Source organism: Paenibacillus sp. GCM10028914 (assembly GCF_042666275.1).
Taxonomy (GTDB): domain Bacteria; phylum Bacillota; class Bacilli; order Paenibacillales; family Paenibacillaceae; genus Paenibacillus_AQ.
The window spans coordinates 152,276-168,632 of record NZ_JBHTFO010000014.1 but is presented as its reverse complement, the minus strand read 5'-3'; the positions used below and the strand labels follow the sequence as shown (position 1 = coordinate 168,632).

Annotated in this window: 19 protein-coding genes; 9 read left to right on the top strand and 10 right to left on the bottom strand. The window is 40.6% G+C overall.

The features are described from left to right. The first annotated feature begins 445 nt into the window (after nucleotides 1–445). The 4 genes from ACFQV5_RS13450 to ACFQV5_RS13435 are packed head-to-tail and all read left to right on the top strand — an operon-like array spanning nucleotide 446 to nucleotide 3,298. Nucleotides 446–1,720 (top strand): ArnT family glycosyltransferase, encoded by a 1,275-nt coding sequence (locus ACFQV5_RS13450; RefSeq protein WP_379247582.1) that lies wholly within the window; start codon nucleotides 446–448, stop codon nucleotides 1,718–1,720. Next, entirely contained in the window at nucleotides 1,695–2,447 is a 753-nt protein-coding gene (locus ACFQV5_RS13445) for a glycosyltransferase family 2 protein (protein ID WP_379247580.1), read from the top strand. Before ACFQV5_RS13450 ends, ACFQV5_RS13445 begins: the two co-directional genes overlap by 26 nt. Then, a complete protein-coding gene (locus ACFQV5_RS13440) occupies nucleotides 2,437–2,952 on the top strand; it encodes a DUF2304 domain-containing protein (protein ID WP_379247578.1) in 516 nt (171 codons plus the stop codon). The genes ACFQV5_RS13445 and ACFQV5_RS13440 overlap by 11 nt, the downstream gene beginning before the upstream one ends. Nucleotide 2,953: 1 nt before the next feature. After that, on the top strand, nucleotides 2,954–3,298 hold the full coding sequence (locus ACFQV5_RS13435) for an EamA family transporter (protein WP_379247576.1): 345 nt from the start codon (nucleotides 2,954–2,956) through the stop codon (nucleotides 3,296–3,298). An 83-nt stretch (nucleotides 3,299–3,381) separates the two neighbouring features. Here ACFQV5_RS13435 and ACFQV5_RS13430 read toward each other — a convergent pair whose 3' ends face one another. Beyond that, nucleotides 3,382–4,035 carry a glycosyltransferase gene (locus ACFQV5_RS13430; protein WP_379247574.1) on the bottom strand — a complete coding sequence of 218 codons (654 nt, stop codon included), beginning with the start codon at nucleotides 4,033–4,035 and terminating at the stop codon, nucleotides 3,382–3,384. A 204-nt stretch (nucleotides 4,036–4,239) separates the two neighbouring features. On the opposite strand from ACFQV5_RS13430, the gene ACFQV5_RS13425 reads away from it, so the two are divergent. Continuing rightward, nucleotides 4,240–4,989, top strand: a complete 750-nt coding sequence (locus ACFQV5_RS13425) for an EcsC family protein (RefSeq protein WP_379247572.1) — start codon at nucleotides 4,240–4,242, stop codon at nucleotides 4,987–4,989. A 98-nt stretch (nucleotides 4,990–5,087) separates the two neighbouring features. On the opposite strand, the gene ACFQV5_RS13420 is transcribed toward ACFQV5_RS13425, so the two are convergent. Continuing rightward, the gene (locus ACFQV5_RS13420) at nucleotides 5,088–5,870 is read right to left on the bottom strand and encodes a squalene/phytoene synthase family protein (RefSeq protein ID WP_379247570.1); all 783 of its coding nucleotides are present in this window, start codon (nucleotides 5,868–5,870) and stop codon (nucleotides 5,088–5,090) included. 137 nt (nucleotides 5,871–6,007) lie between these two features. Further along, nucleotides 6,008–7,249 carry an aminopeptidase gene (locus tag ACFQV5_RS13415; RefSeq protein WP_379247568.1) on the bottom strand — a complete coding sequence of 414 codons (1,242 nt, stop codon included), beginning with the start codon at nucleotides 7,247–7,249 and terminating at the stop codon, nucleotides 6,008–6,010. A 135-nt stretch (nucleotides 7,250–7,384) separates the two neighbouring features. On the opposite strand from ACFQV5_RS13415, the gene ACFQV5_RS13410 reads away from it, so the two are divergent. Beyond that, a complete protein-coding gene (locus tag ACFQV5_RS13410; protein WP_379247566.1) occupies nucleotides 7,385–8,596 on the top strand; it encodes a sugar efflux transporter in 1,212 nt (403 codons plus the stop codon). Nucleotides 8,597–8,707: 111 nt separating this feature from the next. Here the strand turns inward: ACFQV5_RS13410 and ACFQV5_RS13405 are convergent, their stop codons facing one another. From ACFQV5_RS13405 to modA, 6 genes are all read right to left on the bottom strand, one after another. Next, on the bottom strand, nucleotides 8,708–9,364 hold the full coding sequence (locus ACFQV5_RS13405; protein ID WP_379247564.1) for a GAP family protein: 657 nt from the start codon (nucleotides 9,362–9,364) through the stop codon (nucleotides 8,708–8,710). A 249-nt stretch (nucleotides 9,365–9,613) separates the two neighbouring features. Beyond that, a complete protein-coding gene (locus tag ACFQV5_RS13400) occupies nucleotides 9,614–10,207 on the bottom strand; it encodes a YdeI/OmpD-associated family protein (RefSeq protein ID WP_379247562.1) in 594 nt (197 codons plus the stop codon). Nucleotides 10,208–10,218: 11 nt separating this feature from the next. Beyond that, nucleotides 10,219–10,545, bottom strand: a complete 327-nt coding sequence (locus ACFQV5_RS13395) for an AzlD domain-containing protein (RefSeq protein ID WP_379247560.1) — start codon at nucleotides 10,543–10,545, stop codon at nucleotides 10,219–10,221. Next, on the bottom strand, nucleotides 10,536–11,267 hold the full coding sequence (locus tag ACFQV5_RS13390; RefSeq protein WP_379247558.1) for an AzlC family ABC transporter permease: 732 nt from the start codon (nucleotides 11,265–11,267) through the stop codon (nucleotides 10,536–10,538). Before ACFQV5_RS13390 ends, ACFQV5_RS13395 begins: the two co-directional genes overlap by 10 nt. A 250-nt stretch (nucleotides 11,268–11,517) precedes the next feature. Further along, entirely contained in the window at nucleotides 11,518–12,177 is a 660-nt protein-coding gene (modB, locus tag ACFQV5_RS13385; RefSeq protein WP_379247556.1) for a molybdate ABC transporter permease subunit, read from the bottom strand. A gap of 10 nt (nucleotides 12,178–12,187) precedes the next feature. Continuing rightward, nucleotides 12,188–12,997, bottom strand: a complete 810-nt coding sequence (modA, locus tag ACFQV5_RS13380; RefSeq protein ID WP_379247554.1) for a molybdate ABC transporter substrate-binding protein — start codon at nucleotides 12,995–12,997, stop codon at nucleotides 12,188–12,190. A 229-nt stretch (nucleotides 12,998–13,226) separates the two neighbouring features. Here modA and ACFQV5_RS13375 point away from each other — a divergent pair, with 229 nt between their 5' ends. Next, nucleotides 13,227–14,183, top strand: coding sequence for a substrate-binding domain-containing protein (locus ACFQV5_RS13375; RefSeq protein ID WP_379247552.1), 957 nt, complete (start codon nucleotides 13,227–13,229; stop codon nucleotides 14,181–14,183). 169 nt (nucleotides 14,184–14,352) lie between these two features. Here ACFQV5_RS13375 and ACFQV5_RS13370 read toward each other — a convergent pair whose 3' ends face one another. After that, on the bottom strand, nucleotides 14,353–15,060 hold the full coding sequence (locus ACFQV5_RS13370) for a hypothetical protein (RefSeq protein ID WP_379247550.1): 708 nt from the start codon (nucleotides 15,058–15,060) through the stop codon (nucleotides 14,353–14,355). 171 nt (nucleotides 15,061–15,231) lie between these two features. Between ACFQV5_RS13370 and ACFQV5_RS13365 the strand changes: the two genes are divergently transcribed. Continuing rightward, on the top strand, nucleotides 15,232–15,708 hold the full coding sequence (locus ACFQV5_RS13365; RefSeq protein WP_379247548.1) for a DedA family protein: 477 nt from the start codon (nucleotides 15,232–15,234) through the stop codon (nucleotides 15,706–15,708). Nucleotides 15,709–15,722: 14 nt separating this feature from the next. Beyond that, the gene (locus tag ACFQV5_RS13360) at nucleotides 15,723–16,289 is read left to right on the top strand and encodes a class I SAM-dependent methyltransferase (RefSeq protein ID WP_379247546.1); all 567 of its coding nucleotides are present in this window, start codon (nucleotides 15,723–15,725) and stop codon (nucleotides 16,287–16,289) included. Nucleotides 16,290–16,357: the final 68 nt, after the last annotated feature.

The window sequence follows — 16,357 nt, the reverse complement described above, 5'->3', positions numbered from 1 at the left end:
AACAAGATTAAGTCCATCTTACCAGATGTCTTTTTTCTCTTGTCTACTAAAAGGGGATAATACCATAAAAATGCGGCTTTTTAAAGTGTTTAATTAACTGTATTTAGATAAGAGTGAGGACATGGCGTTGTTTCCTCTCCTCCGACATTTTTTACCACATATATTTTTCAATAAACTAATGTATCCAACAGTTTATCCTATAACTTCACTTATTCAGTATAAAAAGCAACAGGAATACTCAATATATGGTGAGTTCACGAAAACGGATGAAGAATAGAAATACACGAATGTTATTGAATCCACGGAAAAACTTAATAGTTTGTTAAGCATTTAGGCAAGAACCTTAAAGAAGTGTCTTGTAATCTTAATTCTGAAAGTAGACATCAGGCATCGGTGTATGCCGCTGCCTCAGATATAACACTTCAGGAAGGAGCAAGACATAACAATGAACACGATGACATCCAAGATGCTTACACATAAAAAAACGGTGCTCATAACGATGATCATATTGATCTTCGCACTTGCTACTTTTTTGCGCCTCGATTTTCTGGTTTCAGTCAACCATAAAGTATCACATGACACTGTGAATTACGATATCATGGTGCGGCAGTTGCTTGAGGATGGAATCTACGCTTACAAAGATACGGAGCCAAATGCCAAAGTTACGCCAGGCTATCCGCTATTTATGGCGGCGGTTTATAAGTTGGTTGATTATCAGAATAACGATCCTTTTCCGTACATCCGTTATATCCAGGTCGGGATCAGTCTCGTCACGCTGTGGCTGATTTACTCGGTTGCCCGAAAACTCGCAGGTCAGACGGTTTCAATAATCGTTCTGCTCATATGCAGTGTATACCCACCTTTCATTTGGAGCAATGGCGCCGTTCTCACTGAGACATTAGCGTGCTTTTTTCTAATGCTATATATACGCCTGCAACTTTCTACTTTTGAAAAGAAAACACGAACCCTTGCGCTTCTCTCCGGTGCGGCGATGGGACTGCTCGTACTGACGCGTCCGGAATTTTTGATCTTAATCGCTCCGGTGTATGTATTTTATTTTTTCTGGAAAAAGAATTTCAGACTCACACTAAAACTTTTACTGTTCACTTGCATCGGAGCAGGGATCGTTCTCTCACCTTGGGTCATCCGCAACATGGTGACTCTAAACGAAGTCGTGATTGCTTCCACACAAGTCAATCCATTCGCTGCCGGTACCTATCCGGACAAAAACTACGATGACGGACTTGTCGACCGCCATGGTAAAACCCAAATGGAAGTCGCAAAAGAGCGGCTGAAGGTAGGCTTTTCTGAACATACTTGGACGTTTGTGAAATGGTACACCGTCGGCAAGCTGAAATATATCTATTCGAATATGTACTTTGGAAGTGGCCACAACCCGATATACAGTGTGTTACCGAGTCCGCTAGGCAGTATGCTTCATACGGTACTCGTATGGTTTTGTCCGGTCGCTCTGATCGGTGCAGTTCGAAGATGGAGGAAGCCACTAACACTTCTCACACTGATAGTGGTGGTTATGACGGTGACCCGTTTAGCGTTCGTACCCGAATTCCGATATAACTATACCGCAATGCCGCTGATCATCATCCTGGACACAGTTATAGGAATCGCGATGGTACGCTGGTTTTGGAATAGATATGTAACAAATTCACGTTCACAGAAAGGAGCTGTTATCCATGACGAATCAACGAACAATTCATAATTACCCGTTCAAGGTTCTTGTCATTGTCCCTGCTTATAACGAGGCTGAGGGCATTGGACAAGTGATACAACAGATACGTCAGGACACACCTTATGTGGATGTACTGGTCATTAATGATGGATCAAGCGACAACACCAGCCAGATCGCCAAGGCTGCAGGTGCAGACGTCATCGATCTGACTTGCAATCTGGGCATAGGTGGTGCAGTCCAGACCGGTTACCGCTATGCTGCTGAACATCATTACGATTATGCTGTGCAGATTGATGGCGATGGGCAGCATAATCCGAGTGATCTGAATCAGCTTTTTTCCACCATACTCGAGACAAATGCGGATATGGTCATTGGCTCTCGTTTTATTACAAAGGAAGGGTTCCAATCGACCTTTGCCCGTAAGATAGGCATCGATCTGCTGTCCGCCCTCTTATCACGGCTAACTGGACAGACCGTAACGGACCCAACCTCGGGCTACCGCTTCTGCGGAAAGCGTGCCATTTCCCTGTTCGCCCGCGAGTATCCGACCGACTACCCCGAAGTAGAAGCGCTGATGTTATTGTATAACCGGGAACTATCTTTTACGGAGATTCCAGTCGTTATGAATGAACGTCAAGGCGGTGTATCAAGCATATCCGCGATGAAATCCGTGTACTACATGTCCAAAGTGATCCTATCTGTCCTGCTCATGAAAACCATGAAAAAGAGAGCGTGGGAAAATCGCTATGAAACTTAATGTTTATTTTGTTAGCTTTTGCATTAGCCTTGTGTTTGCAGCAACAATATTGTATTTAATTCGCAAGCGGAAGTTAAAGGAGCAGTACGCACTGCTGTGGCTTTTGATGAGCACAATCATGATGGTATTATCCTTGTTTCCGTCTCTGTTGGACGAGCTTGCGGTTCGGATTGATATTTTCTATGCACCATCGCTTCTTTATCTGCTAAGTGTCGTCGCGGTGTTGTTTATCCTGCTGCACTTGACGATCGCGGTCTCCTCATTATCACAAAAAGTCGTTGTACTCACTCAAACGCTGGGTTTACAGGAAGATCGCATTCAAAAGCTGGAAAGGCAATTAGCAGAACAACAGACAGAAACGCCGGAGTGCCCTGGTACAGAAAATAACGGATTCCTGCAAACCATTGATCCGTCTCACGAGCACATAGATGTACATGCTGATCCTGTAGCTTCAGACCATACCTCCGTTCCATCGTATGACCCTATTCCGGAGGGGATGCGTTAATATGGCCTATATCATGTTATTTCTCAACATCATACTTCTTGTCTCTGGACAGATCGTTTGGAAAATGGGTCTGGAGCAGCATGGTGGCATTCAATTTAGCAATTTATTATCAGTCCTGTTTTCGCCCTTAATCCTGCTTGGCATCCTGTTTTATGGATTGGCTACGGGTATATGGTTTTTTGTACTGTCCCGGCTACCGCTGAGCCTAGCCTACCCGCTCCAAAGCCTTGCTTATGCACTTGGCATTGTGGCAGCTTGGTACTTCTTCGGAGAGAGTGTTCCATTGAACCGCTGGGTTGGCGTGGCGGTCATTGTAATGGGCGCGTTAATAATTTCAGCCAAATAACGAGAATAAAAGGACCTTCATTTACGTGAAGGTCCTTTCTGCTATGCCAAATAAAGCTTTATCTAGCATCTATAAGGTTTTCTCTAAAATTTCTCTGGAAATTGCTTGATAATGCCTTCAGTCAGGATATCCGCTAAATGAATCATATGGATCTCGTTTTCATCGGTTGCTGCAATGTCCGCTTTCCAATCTCCTTTAAGACAGTTAAGGACTATTTCCGTAATCAGCTTAAGATGCGTATACAGCATATCTTGAAGCTCTTTGAATTCCCAGTTCGGATTCGCTGCGCTTAAAAATTTGGCGATATCATCTGCATTCTTATGCCAATCCTTCTCTAGCTTAGTCACCTCTGATTGATTACCTGCCTTTGCCGCCGCTACGATTTTCCCTGCAATCAAGATATGTTCTGTAAGTAGCCCGGCCAGCTTATTGCCAGCTTCTTCTCCATAATAAGGCTTAATCACATTGCCAATGTCCTGCTGATTCTGTAACAGCCGATTCAATACATCCTTTTGATCTGGGCGATCCGATATAGCACTGACAATATAGCTTCTTGTCCAAATCGTATGATCGATCCAAACTTTCTGCATATCGGTTTTCAGCTGTACCATTTTAGGACTTATGCAAGCCGTATCTTTCTTCTCAACCATCATCGCTTGAACGGGTCCACCCACTTGTGTCATGCCTAATACGAGCGCCAACGTTAAAAGCAGCGTACCTAAACGTTTGTTTTTCACATTCATCTGCTCCTCTTTACATTTGGAATAAAACACAGGCTGTGTATTATTATGGTTAAAGTGTCCGGTTTTATTCAGAGGATATTTCTCGATGAGCGAAGAGTGCCTAGACTTTAGTCGAGGACTTTCACCTCCTGTGGTCTGTTCCGAATTATGGATCTATTCGTTAGAATATAAGACAGTATTTTGGAGGAGCGATTGATCATGAAGTATGAAGATAAAGTACGGAAGGAAGTTGCCGACTGGGAATATAAGATGTTCAAACCGCAAGGATGGCTGGAAAAGACATCGAAAACAATCGGCGATCGAATAAATCATTTGATTTCCCCGAAGGTGCACAGCATCATTACGACCACTATCCGATCAATTGTACGCACGGCGCTGTTCGGCGCGGAATATACACCTAGCCGTAAAGTACAGCGCTCTTTAGGACTGGAGTCTGCGGATCAAGAAGCAAGAGAATTGTTTGCCTTGTATCAAAAAATTGCAGTTGCCGAAGGCGCTGGAACAGGAGCTGGCGGCATAATGTTTAGTATGGTAGACTTTCCAGCTTTAATTGCGATCAAGATGAAATATTTGTTTGAGCTGGCGCATGTTTACGGTTATGACTCCAAAAACTTCTCCGAGCGGGTATTTATTCTTATGGTATTTCAAATGACGTTTTCGGGACCCGAAAACCGTGCCAGGCTGCTCAACTCCATCAAGCAATGGCACACTGAAAAAGAGCAATGGCTTTCAGAAGCGGATTACTCACGAAGTATGGATTGGGAGTCATTTCAGACAGAGTATCGTAATGCTATTGATTTCCGCAAAATGCTTCAGATGGTACCTGGCATTGGAGCCTTCGCAGGCGCATGGGCGAATTACACCATTCTAGAGGAGCTCCGCGAATTCGCCATGAACGCATACCGTCTGCGCAGATTTCACGATGATAATGCGATTGGATGCAGCTGATCTCGAGGCGTACAAAATCAAAACCTTCTATTAAAGCTATGAAATCCGGTTAGCTTTAATAGAAGGTTTTGAACATAAAATAAATACTGTTAATTAAATTATCCAGTTACACGATTTACAATTTTCAGGACAGTATCCCTTGTTAATTTACTTCCACCCGAAGAAATGAGGTTAACTGTAGCATGAGCTAACGCTAATGGAATCTTGCAGAATTTTAATGCTGGTCCCTTCTTTAGCTCTGCGATATAAGAATCGGCAGTTTGTAAATTGCGGCGTGTATACTGCTCCATCTCCTCGAAACCCCAATTGTCCGGGAAGAAATCCACACCACGCTGAATATCCTCATCTCGATTTCGGAGGATATTTACCGCTTGAAGTCCTCTTCCGAACGCAATCGCTTTCGCTCGATCTGACTCCGTTCCGTCATACCACAGCCATAGCTCGGATAACATTTCGCCGACCATCCCAGCCACGCTGTAAGTATATCTGTCCAAATCCTCTTCTGTATGAATATTCCACCCGTTATGTACCCATTCAGCCATATGTAACGACATTTTTGAGATATAACGATTTACGATTGAAGATCCGGAAGGTGGACAAAGATACGCCCATTCATCAATACGCATCGATACATCCGGTAATACTTCCTGATAAGGTGATAGTAAGATACGCGATGATTCCTTAATATCCTGAGATTTAAAAATTTCATGAATTCCCATAAGTAATTCTACTTTCAAATCGTTTGTCAGATCAGGATGATCTTCGATTTCATCGATTGCCCGCATACATAGGTAGGCAGAAGCAACAGCTTCTTTTAACCCTGACTCCAAATAACTTATGGGAATAAAAAAAGTGCGGCTCGTCTTCTTTAACATGGACATTGCTTCATTCAAGGTGACGTTACTAATGAGTATTCCCTCCAAGTATTAGCTTATCATTATATTACTTATTATTATGATAACATAGAATGATATAGTGAAAGCAAATTTGCTATACCCTATACAACGAAACAAGCGCTTCACCAGCAGAAGTTACCGTTACGGAATACAGGTTCTACACTTCCATCAAAGAGTTCTCCATCAATATTCATATCTGCCGAGCCGATCATGAAGTCTACATGAATAAGACTGGTGTTCACTCCATTCCTCTCTTTTTCGTCTTCGGTCATATTGTTACCGCCCTCAAGGCAGAACGGATAAGCATTTCCAATCGCTAAGTGATTGGAAGCATTCTCGTCAAATAAAGTATTATAAAAAATTAGATTTGTGTTCGATATCGGAGAATGATGTGGAACGAGAGCAACTTCACCAAGGTAAGCTGCACCTTCGTCGATATTAATAAGCCTTTTCAGGATCTCTAGGCCTTCATTTGCTTGAACATCTATGATTCTTCCATTTTCAAAGGTTAGAGTAAATTCTGGAATGAGATATCCTTCATAATTAAGAGGTCTTGTACTGCGGACCTTCCCGTTAACCCCCTGTTTGATAGGAGCAGTCCATATTTCTTCTGATGGTATATTTGCTAAAAAATGAATTCCCTTTTCGTTGAAGTTATCCGCATCGCTTACCCAGAGATGTTTAGGGGACAGTTCTATTCGAAGATCAGTACCAGGACTGCTATAACGGAGTGACCGGTACTTTTTCCGATTCAACTGTTCAGTACGGTCTCTAAGCATCTGTAGATGATCTCTCCAGGTTTCTATCGGATCATTCTCCAAGTTTATTCTCGTAAGCTTAAAAATGACCTCCCATAAGGTTTCGATTAATAATTCCTCTTCAACTTCAGGAAACACCTTAGCAGCCCAAGCCATGGTAGGGACTGTGATAATTGACCAGCTGATTTTGTTAGACATACCATAACTACGGAATTTGGCAAGTGCCTTACTTTTAGCTTTATTTGAATTTGCTATCCTCTGTGGATCAATTCCATGCAATAAATCAGGATTAGGAGCAAGAATGGTTAGAAAAGCAGCATTATTTGATGCAAACTCCTCCCATCCTTTCGCTCGAAACAAAGGATATTCATGAAACGCTGCCTCTGGCGCGAGCTTATACTTGATTCGTGTAACTTCATCATCACTCCATTCGATATAAACATCATGAGCACCAATCTCATATGCTTGTTTTACTATTAAATGAACAAACTCGGCAGCTGATACCGGTGCAGTCACAACTAGAGTTTGCCCAGGCTGTACATTAACCCCAACGTTTACAGCGAGAGCTGCATATCGTTTTAACTTTTCATAAAAGTTCAGATCCATAACTCTCCTCCTTTTTTGCTATATCCAAGTAGTTGTTGCTTTCTAGTCAATTAGCAAGTATATTATTGATGTTTTTTTAAGTATACTGTAACCATATTGTCTATTTAATCAAATATAGAGGAGTTACTTCACATCATGATTAAACGACTCACAGCACTATTTTCGATCCCCTCATATGGCTTACTCTTTATATGTATGTTACTGCAGGGAATCGGCATTTCACTGAGCGCCCCTTTTTTATCCATCTATTTCACAGAACAGCTAGGAGTATCTATTGGGATGTTTGGTGTATTTCTAGCCGTCACATTAATTTCAGGGATATGGATCAGTACGCTAATCGGAAGACGCTCTGATCTCGGTTTAAATCGAAAAAACATTTATCTGTTCTCTACACTCTGTAGCGTTTTGGCTTATAGTGGCTACTTGTTCATAAGTGATTTTACGATATTGTTCATCTACATGATTGTCTTCACCGCACTCGGTGCACCTGGGATGCCGCAGTTGTTCGCTATTGCTAGAGAAGCCGTAATAAAGAGTAATTTTACAGATCATACCTTTGCTAATTCTACCTTACGTTCTGCTTTCTCTCTCGGCTTTATTACAGGTCCTTTAATCGGCACATTGCTCATCGCAGCTGTAGGGTTTAAGGGAATTTTCTTGGGTACAATCGGAGTTTTCCTACTTGTTGCCTTACTTACATTCTTATTTCTCAAATCAAATACAGAACTGAAAACCCGTAATTCTGAAGTGAAAGCACAAAGTTTCCGGCTGGTTCAGAACCGTAATATTCTGCTACCTTTTCTGATTCTGATATTCATGTATACGGCTCACTGGATGAGCAGCCTAAATACTGCCCTCTTTATAACAAACAATCTAGGGGGAACGACAAACGATGTCGGTCTAGTCAGCAGTATTTGTGCTGCGCTGGAAATTCCTTTTATGATTATACTCGGTCTACTAAGTGCAAAATACAGTAATCGTATCTTGATGATTTGCGGAGCTATTCTTGGAGGAGCTTATTATTTCGTTATCATTATATCAGACGCGATGTGGCAGATGCTTGCTGCACAAATTTTGCTCGCCGTTTTTGTTGCCGTCATTTCAGCAATTGGGATTAGCTACATTCAAGATCTGCTTCCTAGCATGCCTGGCTATGCTTCTACGCTTTATTCTAATTCATCCACGATCGGCAGACTAATTGGTAGTCTAGTTGGCGGGGGGTTAGCCAGTATTGTAGGTTACCGTTATTCATTTGTCTTCTGTTTTATACTCATCTTTATATCTGCAATCATGCTAGTGATAAGTGGTCGTCATCCTGTAGATGAACGGCAAGAATTAACCGGTTAATCACCTTTATATGACTCTTCTTATAACCCATTCTCTTCATAATCGGAGAGGATGGGTTTTTTATGTATCATCACCTAGGCGCTGCTCGTTAGGTAATCTGGCCAGACGATGTTATAAATAATCCACACTATAGAGCATTATTAGCACCCCGACAATACACATGATCCACGAAGCCAAGGAACTTGAACTTTTATTTACCTGATTTTGGATGTACTTTAATGGCTTCTGCATTACTGAGCCGAATAACACATATAACATGTACAAAATCAATGGCGGGAGCACCATAACAATGTTATAAGCAAACATTAATGGGAGCCACTCAAACCAAACTAATCCTGCATTTGTAATAAGTGTTATAGCAGCAAAATAAGGAAGGGCTGTACCCACTTCTACAAGTGACGTTGTAACTCCTAGTGCAACCATTGCGAATTTAGTCTTTGATCTGGGACTTGTATACGGTGTCCTCTTTCTTTTAGGGACATAAAAACTCCAAACAAACAGTATCGCCCCTACAACAAATATAATCCAGCTTACCACACGATTTTGTAAGAACGACGAGAACATTTCAAAAAAGAACCCGAATCCAAGTTTGATGGCCACCCCAAAGCTAAAATAGAATCCTACGACAGTTAATAAATATACAATTAATCTGGAACCTATTTTTTTCTTTTCAGTTAGAAGTAAATATACAGTAACCCCAAAAGTGGCCGGACTGAGAGTATCTAGTAGAGATAAACCACCTATCATTATTAACAGCTCACTATTCATGTTTGCCCTCCAATCCAAAGTCCAATTCCACCTCCAATTAATACACACCCATATATCATGATGTCTTCTTTTGTCATACTCTCAACTCCCTCGATGAGACGTCTTCTATTCAACGAATATCAACAATGCCCATTATAAATAGTGACGTTACGTCACTTTCAAGGGGTTATTTGGAGATAGCAAAAATCTCACCTTGTTAAGGTCAAGAATTCAGAATAAAAAAAAGCCGCTTTAAGCGGCTTTTAAAGTCTAATCATTTAATCCCTTTCCACTGAGGATATGCGGGATATTTTTTTCAATCCTTGATTCTCGAGTTTTAGATTGTTTAGGTCTAGAAAAATGCAGTATGTATGCTCTTTGCCGACCCGGAGTCAATGCTTCAAAAGCTGTTTTCAAGTCAGGCATTTGAGCGAATTTATTCTCTAATTCTTCAGGTATGACATACTCCGTGTTCTTCTTATAGTTTATTTGTAGGCCGGCTTTCTCAACCTCAATCGCTTCATGTATGTATGCTTTCAAGATAAGTTCCATTTCCTCGATATCTTGAACATGGGTGAAACGAATCTGGCGAGCTGCCTGTACATTCTCCGTTTGTTGGATTAAGATCCCATGGGGATCTTTTATTAACGCACCTTTGTGAAACAATAGCGCGCAATAATCCTTAAAACCATGAATCAACACGATGTTTTTATTGTCATATGTATAACATGGATGCATCCACTTAAAATCCTCGGTCAGACCGCAATCAAGAACGATTTCTCTGAGCAGCTCGAATTCTTCCTTCCACTTCTTAAGCTTCCTGAAATAGGGGTCGATTTTAGAATTCCTTTCACCTTGAGTCATATATGCGCCTCCTATAATAAAAATCGCAACACCATTATAGAAACAATCCCCACCATTACAGTTCCTAATAAGCTACGTGTTAATATAGCCATAATAAAAGTTGGTAATGCAGCAAATAACTCTAAGTTGTTGTGAAACGGGGAAAGTTCACCATTCTGCGTAAGTAACTCTTGTCCTACCAAAGCTGCCATGACTGAGATAGGAACATAATTCAACCATCGCATCCCCCATTCAGGTAATTGTATGCGACTAAGAAAAATAAGCGGAAGCACTCTAGGAATGAAGGTAACTAAGGATGCCCCCATAATAATTAAAAGAATAGACCATCTTATCTCCATTTTTCCACCACCATTCCTATTGTTGAGGCAATCATTGTAGCAACAATGATACCTACACTTCCAGAAGACACTAATGTTACACCTACAACAATGACAACAGCACTTATAGCAACTACAATATCTACAACATATTTCGATCGGCCCACCATTAGTAGAACTAAGAGTCCGATAAAGATGGCGGGTAATGCAAAATCAAGACCAAATTCTTGCGGATTCGTAATCCACTGTCCTAAAAATGCACCGGCTATATTGGCTACGATCCAGTTTACATAAGCGGTTATATTTAGACCCTGCATCCATTTTTCACTGATACGTTTCTTATTCGCCGTCTGATTAATGGCAACCCCAAATGTCTCATCCGTGAGTAAAGTACCTATTAAAATGTTCTTTAAAGGAGTGAGGTGCCGGAAATAAGGCGATAAGGCTGCACTAAGTAATAGGTGGCGAAGATTAACAAAGAAAACTGTAAAAATGATAGCAGAAGCGGAAGCTTGCGTAGTAATCATCCCAGCAACGATAAACTGGGCTGAGCCTGCATAGATAAATAAACTCATCAAAGTGATTTCAGCTATGCTAAGTCCCGATGTTTTCCCAACCACACCAGCAGCAAATCCGATACTGAGGTAACCCAATAACGTAGGAATGCAGTCTTTTACACCCTGAAAGAAACTCTCTTCACTTACCTCTTCCCCAATACTTTTGATATTATAATTTTCTTGCATTAATTGAACCTCTCCATCATATCTTTTTCTGTTTCTTGTTCAAATGTTAATCAGGGGACTATGTAATTTGTTGCCATTCACTATTTCTTGAATATGATAAACCGAATCTGTCGCACACAACAACGTATCTCTTTACTATACAACTTACTTTTTATTTTGTATCTATTAAAAACAAAGTGACTCTAATAATAAAGGGATGATTAACGTAATGGATAAGCAAAAAGCCGCTGTAATCAGCGACTTTTTACGGTTAGCTATTTTTTTGTCTCGTGAGCAGTAACATCAAAAAAGATATGATTATCATTGCCCCTGTCCAAGCCCATGCCATTGTCATATTCCCTGCATCCACCGCAACGAATATAGCAGTAGGAATAGTCTGTGTTTTACCCGGTATATTTCCTGCGATCATTAACGTCGCGCCGAATTCACCAAGTCCACGAGCAAACCCAAGAATATAGGCAGATACCAACGAACGATAGGTTAAGGGAAGCGTTATGTACCTGAATACTTGCCATTCATTAGCTCCAGTTGAACGCGCAGCCTCCTCTAAATCCCGTTCTACAGAAGAGAAACCAACCTTCATCGTTTGATACACAATCGGGAATGAAACAACAACCGAAGCGATTACAGCAGCCCACCAGGTAAAAATAATTGGCGCGTCAAAAAGCCATTCTATCCATTGTCCAAACCAGCTTTTCCGGCCAAGCATAACTAATAATATAAAACCAACGACAGTTGGTGGAAGAACTAACGGAAGCATAAAGGCGGTCTCAAGAAGTGTCTTACCTTTAAATGATTTCCGAGATAGCCACCAAGCAGCAGCGACACCAAGCAGAATCACGATTAGGCTGGACAGCACTGACACCTGCAGTGAAAGTTTAATCGGGATCCAAAAATCATTCCAATTCATATCGCCACAATCATTTTAGAACGGAAAATCCGTACTTTATAAAAACATCCAGCGCTTCTTGAGTCTGCAGATAGGTGTAAAAATCTTCTGCTTCTTTACTATGCTTCGTCGCTTTCACAATTCCAATCGGGTATTCAACCGATGTATAGGTGTTGGGATCTACAGCGAAAGCGATTTTTACTTTATCCGAGGTTAATGCATCTGTTCTATAGACAAACCCAACATCAGAATTTCCCGTTTCAACATATTGAAGAACCTGCCTCACATCTTTTGCCTGAACCATTTTAGACTGCAGTGAGTCCCAAAGATTGACGCTTGTGAGTGCTTCTTTTGCGTAGCCTCCGGCGGGTACACTTTCAGGAATACCGATTGCAATGTTCTTCACATTGGAATTGGACAAGTCGGCAAAACCTTCAACTACTGCTTGCCCATCAGTAGAAACAACAGCTACCAGTTCGTTGCTTAATACATTTTTCTGCTGATTTGCATCAATAAGTTGTTTGTCCACGAGTGCTTTCATGTTCTTGGTTGCGGCAGATAGGAACAAGTCAGCCGGTGCACCCTGCTCAATCTGCTGCTGTAATGCACCAGATGCGCCAAAGTTAAAATTCAATTTGATATTTGGATATTTCGTCTCATATGCCATCTGAATTTCCTTGAGAGCATCTGTCATGCTTGCTGCCGCAGATACGGTCAATTCGACCGTTTGAGCATTTTGAGATTCGGTATTATCGGTTGTTGCCGTTCCACAGCCTGATATGACTAATGTCAAGGCTAATATAGATGATAAAACCATACCAATCTTTGCTTTTTTAAACATAAATTCTCCCCCAAAATATAATCAGTTATAACTAGACATAGCTATTATACTTATACAGCAAATATTATTATACTAATTATGTCTAATTATATCTATGTATAATTAAACACAACTATTCACAACACTTCACCTCATCCGATTATAGTCGCAGCACCTGCTTTCGTTCAATTGTGTTATAATTAGTTTTACATGTTAACCAACTTTTACAGTTATCCGGGAGGATCATGATATGTCCAATTCCAATGACATGTCTTATACAACTGAGGAAATCGCCAAACTCTTAAAAATATCAAAACTAACCGTATATGATCTGATCAAAAAAGGTGAACTATCCTCTTATCGGGTCGGCAAGCAAATGCGAGTGGACGCCGCTGATCTGGAGGCGTACAAACAACGGAGTAGAATGGTGCCAGTACCGGGTCAAGCTGTAGAAGTTCATTCGCCAGTAGCTCCCCAAACGTCGACATCCGTTAGTACGAATCGCCCACTCGTAATAACTGGCCATGACATTAGCTTAGATATTCTGGCTAACCATATGGAGCAGGCAATCCCCACTATTCGACCTTTGCGTTCGTTTGTCGGTAGTCTCGACAGCCTAATTTCCATGTACAAAGGCGAGTCTGATATCGTAAGCACCCACCTCTTAGATGGAGATACCGGAGAATACAACCTTCCATATATTCGAAAGCTACTCGTTGGATCTTCCTACGTGGTCGTCAATCTGCTATCCAGAAATGCAGGGCTGTATGTCCAGCCGGGTAATCCTTTCGCTCTAAAGGGGTGGTCCGATTTAAGTCGCTCAGGTCTGCGATTCGTAAATCGGGAAAAGGGATCAGGTGCAAGAGTATTGCTTGATGAACAACTTCGCCTTCACGGAATTAAGCCAGATCATCTTAACGGCTATGATCATATACAGACAAATCATCTCGGAGTGGCGACGAAAGTCGCTACAGGTGAAGCCGACGTTGGTATAGGCATTGAGAAAACAGCATCTATTGTAGGAAAAATTGATTTTATCCCTCTGGTTCAGGAACGTTATGATCTTGTAATCCTTAAAACAACATGGAGCCAGACTTGGATTCCCACCCTTTTGCAAATTATGCAATCGGACACCTTTAAGAAAGAACTTCGTTCGATTCCAGGGTTTGATTTGTCCCTTACAGGGAAAATCTTGTTAGAGACTTGAGTGTGAAGTATATTTCATCGTTAATAACACGGTTAAGATCATAGTAAAACCTCCGCTAAAGCTAATAAGTACAATTAGCTTTAAGCGGAGGTTTTTTGATCTTTTATATCATCTTCTTCAATGGATCTACTAATTATTTCTTCTACTAGGCGGCCTGTTGATGCAAATGTTATTCATATTCTTTTAGCTTTTCAAACACACCGTCAACCCAAGTTTGGTCATCCCATAATTTAGGATTGTCTAGTTTTCTAACCGCTGGGTGACCGGTAGCAAAAGTATCAACACCATCTTTGTTTCCAAAATACAGATCAACAATTTTTAATAATTTGTTTTCAGATTGAACCAACAGTTTGCAATTCATTCCAGACCCTTGGTTAGAAAAAGGTAAGCTTAGATAGTATAGATTCTCATCCAGTTTCGTTAGCTCTGCTTCTTGAAACTCATTATCTAAACTGAAATTTACACCTATCCCCCCTTTTAGTTCTCTTCTTTGTTCCAAACCGAGCATAATACTTGTGAATTTATGAAGATTTACATTTGAGATATAGTTATCGAATGTAACGGTTGTTTGTTCTGGAACAGCCCCGGTATACAAATTCACGAAAGCTTCTCCAAAGGCTACAATCGTTTCGTAATCATCATCACTAATCTCATCATTATTAATTGAAAACTGTTGATTAGCTAGTTCACTTAAGACTTGTGCTGATGATTTCTCTGTTTGTTTTAAAGCAACTTCTACAACTTCAACATTTGTGGCTTCCTCTAAACCATCTGCTCCCTTATCTATCGATTTTGCTTCACATCCAATTACAAATACCATCAACATAACAATTAAGACAATAAACAACCTTAACTTAGCCTTTTTATAAAGAAACATCGCTTCATTCCCCCTTTTACATTGTTAGAGTGTTAACACTGTAATTTGTCCTCTTTTGGCAATATATCTCACACATATAGTTATCTTCAGATTTTCTTTAGATTTATCCTCGTAGAATCCTCAGATTTTTTCATTACCATCATACTGAAGAAATCAATGAGGAGTCACAACATGATAAGTAATACGGTCATACAGTTAGTTGAGCAATACGGCTATCTGGCTTTTTTCTTAGCATTTTCACTAGGTCCATTTGGGATCCCAGTTCCAAATGAAATAACAATAATTACAGGAGGGATTTTGAGTAATGCGGATGTATTAGATCCATGGAAAACTTATATTTTCATTCTAACCGGCCTTTTAACCGCGATTACGCTATCTTATTTTGCTGGCAGGTTCTTCGGGTTAAAGATAAGAACAAAATTCCAAAGTAATCACAGCTTTCATAAAGCAGAAAAGATGTTTATTCAGCAGGGAGAACTAGCCATGTGTTTTGGGTTATGCATACCGATTGTTCGATATATTATGCCTTTACTTGTTGGATTAAGCGGGGTCAGATTCAAGAAATTTGCTCTGATATCCTATTTCAGCGCTTTATTATGGACCGTGGCATTTTTTACGATCGGCAGATATCTAGAGACTATAGTTTGATGGGGGAACAATAGATGAATATCAATGAATCATTACTTTTTTTGAGAGGTTTTCTTATCAATCCACAACGAGTCGGAAGTGTTTTACCTAGTTCTCGTTTTCTAGCAACTAAAATGCTTCAGTCTGTACCGTGGAATGAAGTTAAGGCAGTCGCTGAGCTTGGATCAGGTACAGGTGCTATCACAAGCCTTATAAAAGCGCAGTTATCGGGTCCCACAAAAGTGTTATTGTTTGAAAGAGATAAGAAAATGAGAAATAAATTGAGGACAGATTATCCAGACTTCACATGTCATTCAAATGCTTGTCAATTGGTTAAAAAAATGAACCAGGAGGGCATCGGTTCGCTTGACTGTATCATTAGCGGATTGCCATTCTTTAATTTCACAAGTGAAATGCGGGATACGTTAATGAATCAGATTGTTGAAGCACTGAAACCAGGAGGTATTTTTGTCGCATTTCAATACTCTCTTCAAATGAAAAAAAAATTCTCTGAAGATTTAATCATTGAAAAAATCGAATTCGTGCCTTTTAATTTCCCTCCAGCTTTTGTATATACCTGTCGCAAGAGGGAGACGCTTTAATTTAACCGAGAGACACTAACTCACCACATCTTAACATTTAGCCATAGCTTTAATCTATAGCAAAGGAG

Bases quoted from the DNA above. Each gene is read 5' to 3' on its own strand.
- ACFQV5_RS13450 (WP_379247582.1), top strand. From the start codon at position 446: ATGAACACGATGACATCCAAGATGCTTACACATAAAAAAACGGTGCTC.
- ACFQV5_RS13445 (WP_379247580.1), top strand. From the start codon at position 1,695: ATGACGAATCAACGAACAATTCATAATTACCCGTTCAAGGTTCTTGTC.
- ACFQV5_RS13440 (WP_379247578.1), top strand. From the start codon at position 2,437: ATGAAACTTAATGTTTATTTTGTTAGCTTTTGCATTAGCCTTGTGTTT.
- ACFQV5_RS13435 (WP_379247576.1), top strand. From the start codon at position 2,954: ATGGCCTATATCATGTTATTTCTCAACATCATACTTCTTGTCTCTGGA.
- ACFQV5_RS13425 (WP_379247572.1), top strand. From the start codon at position 4,240: ATGAAGTATGAAGATAAAGTACGGAAGGAAGTTGCCGACTGGGAATAT.
- ACFQV5_RS13420 (WP_379247570.1), bottom strand. From the start codon at position 5,870: ATGTCCATGTTAAAGAAGACGAGCCGCACTTTTTTTATTCCCATAAGT.
- ACFQV5_RS13415 (WP_379247568.1), bottom strand. From the start codon at position 7,249: ATGGATCTGAACTTTTATGAAAAGTTAAAACGATATGCAGCTCTCGCT.
- ACFQV5_RS13410 (WP_379247566.1), top strand. From the start codon at position 7,385: ATGATTAAACGACTCACAGCACTATTTTCGATCCCCTCATATGGCTTA.
- ACFQV5_RS13405 (WP_379247564.1), bottom strand. From the start codon at position 9,364: ATGAATAGTGAGCTGTTAATAATGATAGGTGGTTTATCTCTACTAGAT.
- ACFQV5_RS13400 (WP_379247562.1), bottom strand. From the start codon at position 10,207: ATGACTCAAGGTGAAAGGAATTCTAAAATCGACCCCTATTTCAGGAAG.
- ACFQV5_RS13395 (WP_379247560.1), bottom strand. From the start codon at position 10,545: ATGGAGATAAGATGGTCTATTCTTTTAATTATTATGGGGGCATCCTTA.
- ACFQV5_RS13390 (WP_379247558.1), bottom strand. From the start codon at position 11,267: ATGCAAGAAAATTATAATATCAAAAGTATTGGGGAAGAGGTAAGTGAA.
- modB (WP_379247556.1), bottom strand. From the start codon at position 12,177: ATGAATTGGAATGATTTTTGGATCCCGATTAAACTTTCACTGCAGGTG.
- modA (WP_379247554.1), bottom strand. From the start codon at position 12,997: ATGTTTAAAAAAGCAAAGATTGGTATGGTTTTATCATCTATATTAGCC.
- ACFQV5_RS13375 (WP_379247552.1), top strand. From the start codon at position 13,227: ATGTCCAATTCCAATGACATGTCTTATACAACTGAGGAAATCGCCAAA.
- ACFQV5_RS13370 (WP_379247550.1), bottom strand. From the start codon at position 15,060: ATGTTTCTTTATAAAAAGGCTAAGTTAAGGTTGTTTATTGTCTTAATT.
- ACFQV5_RS13365 (WP_379247548.1), top strand. From the start codon at position 15,232: ATGATAAGTAATACGGTCATACAGTTAGTTGAGCAATACGGCTATCTG.
- ACFQV5_RS13360 (WP_379247546.1), top strand. From the start codon at position 15,723: ATGAATATCAATGAATCATTACTTTTTTTGAGAGGTTTTCTTATCAAT.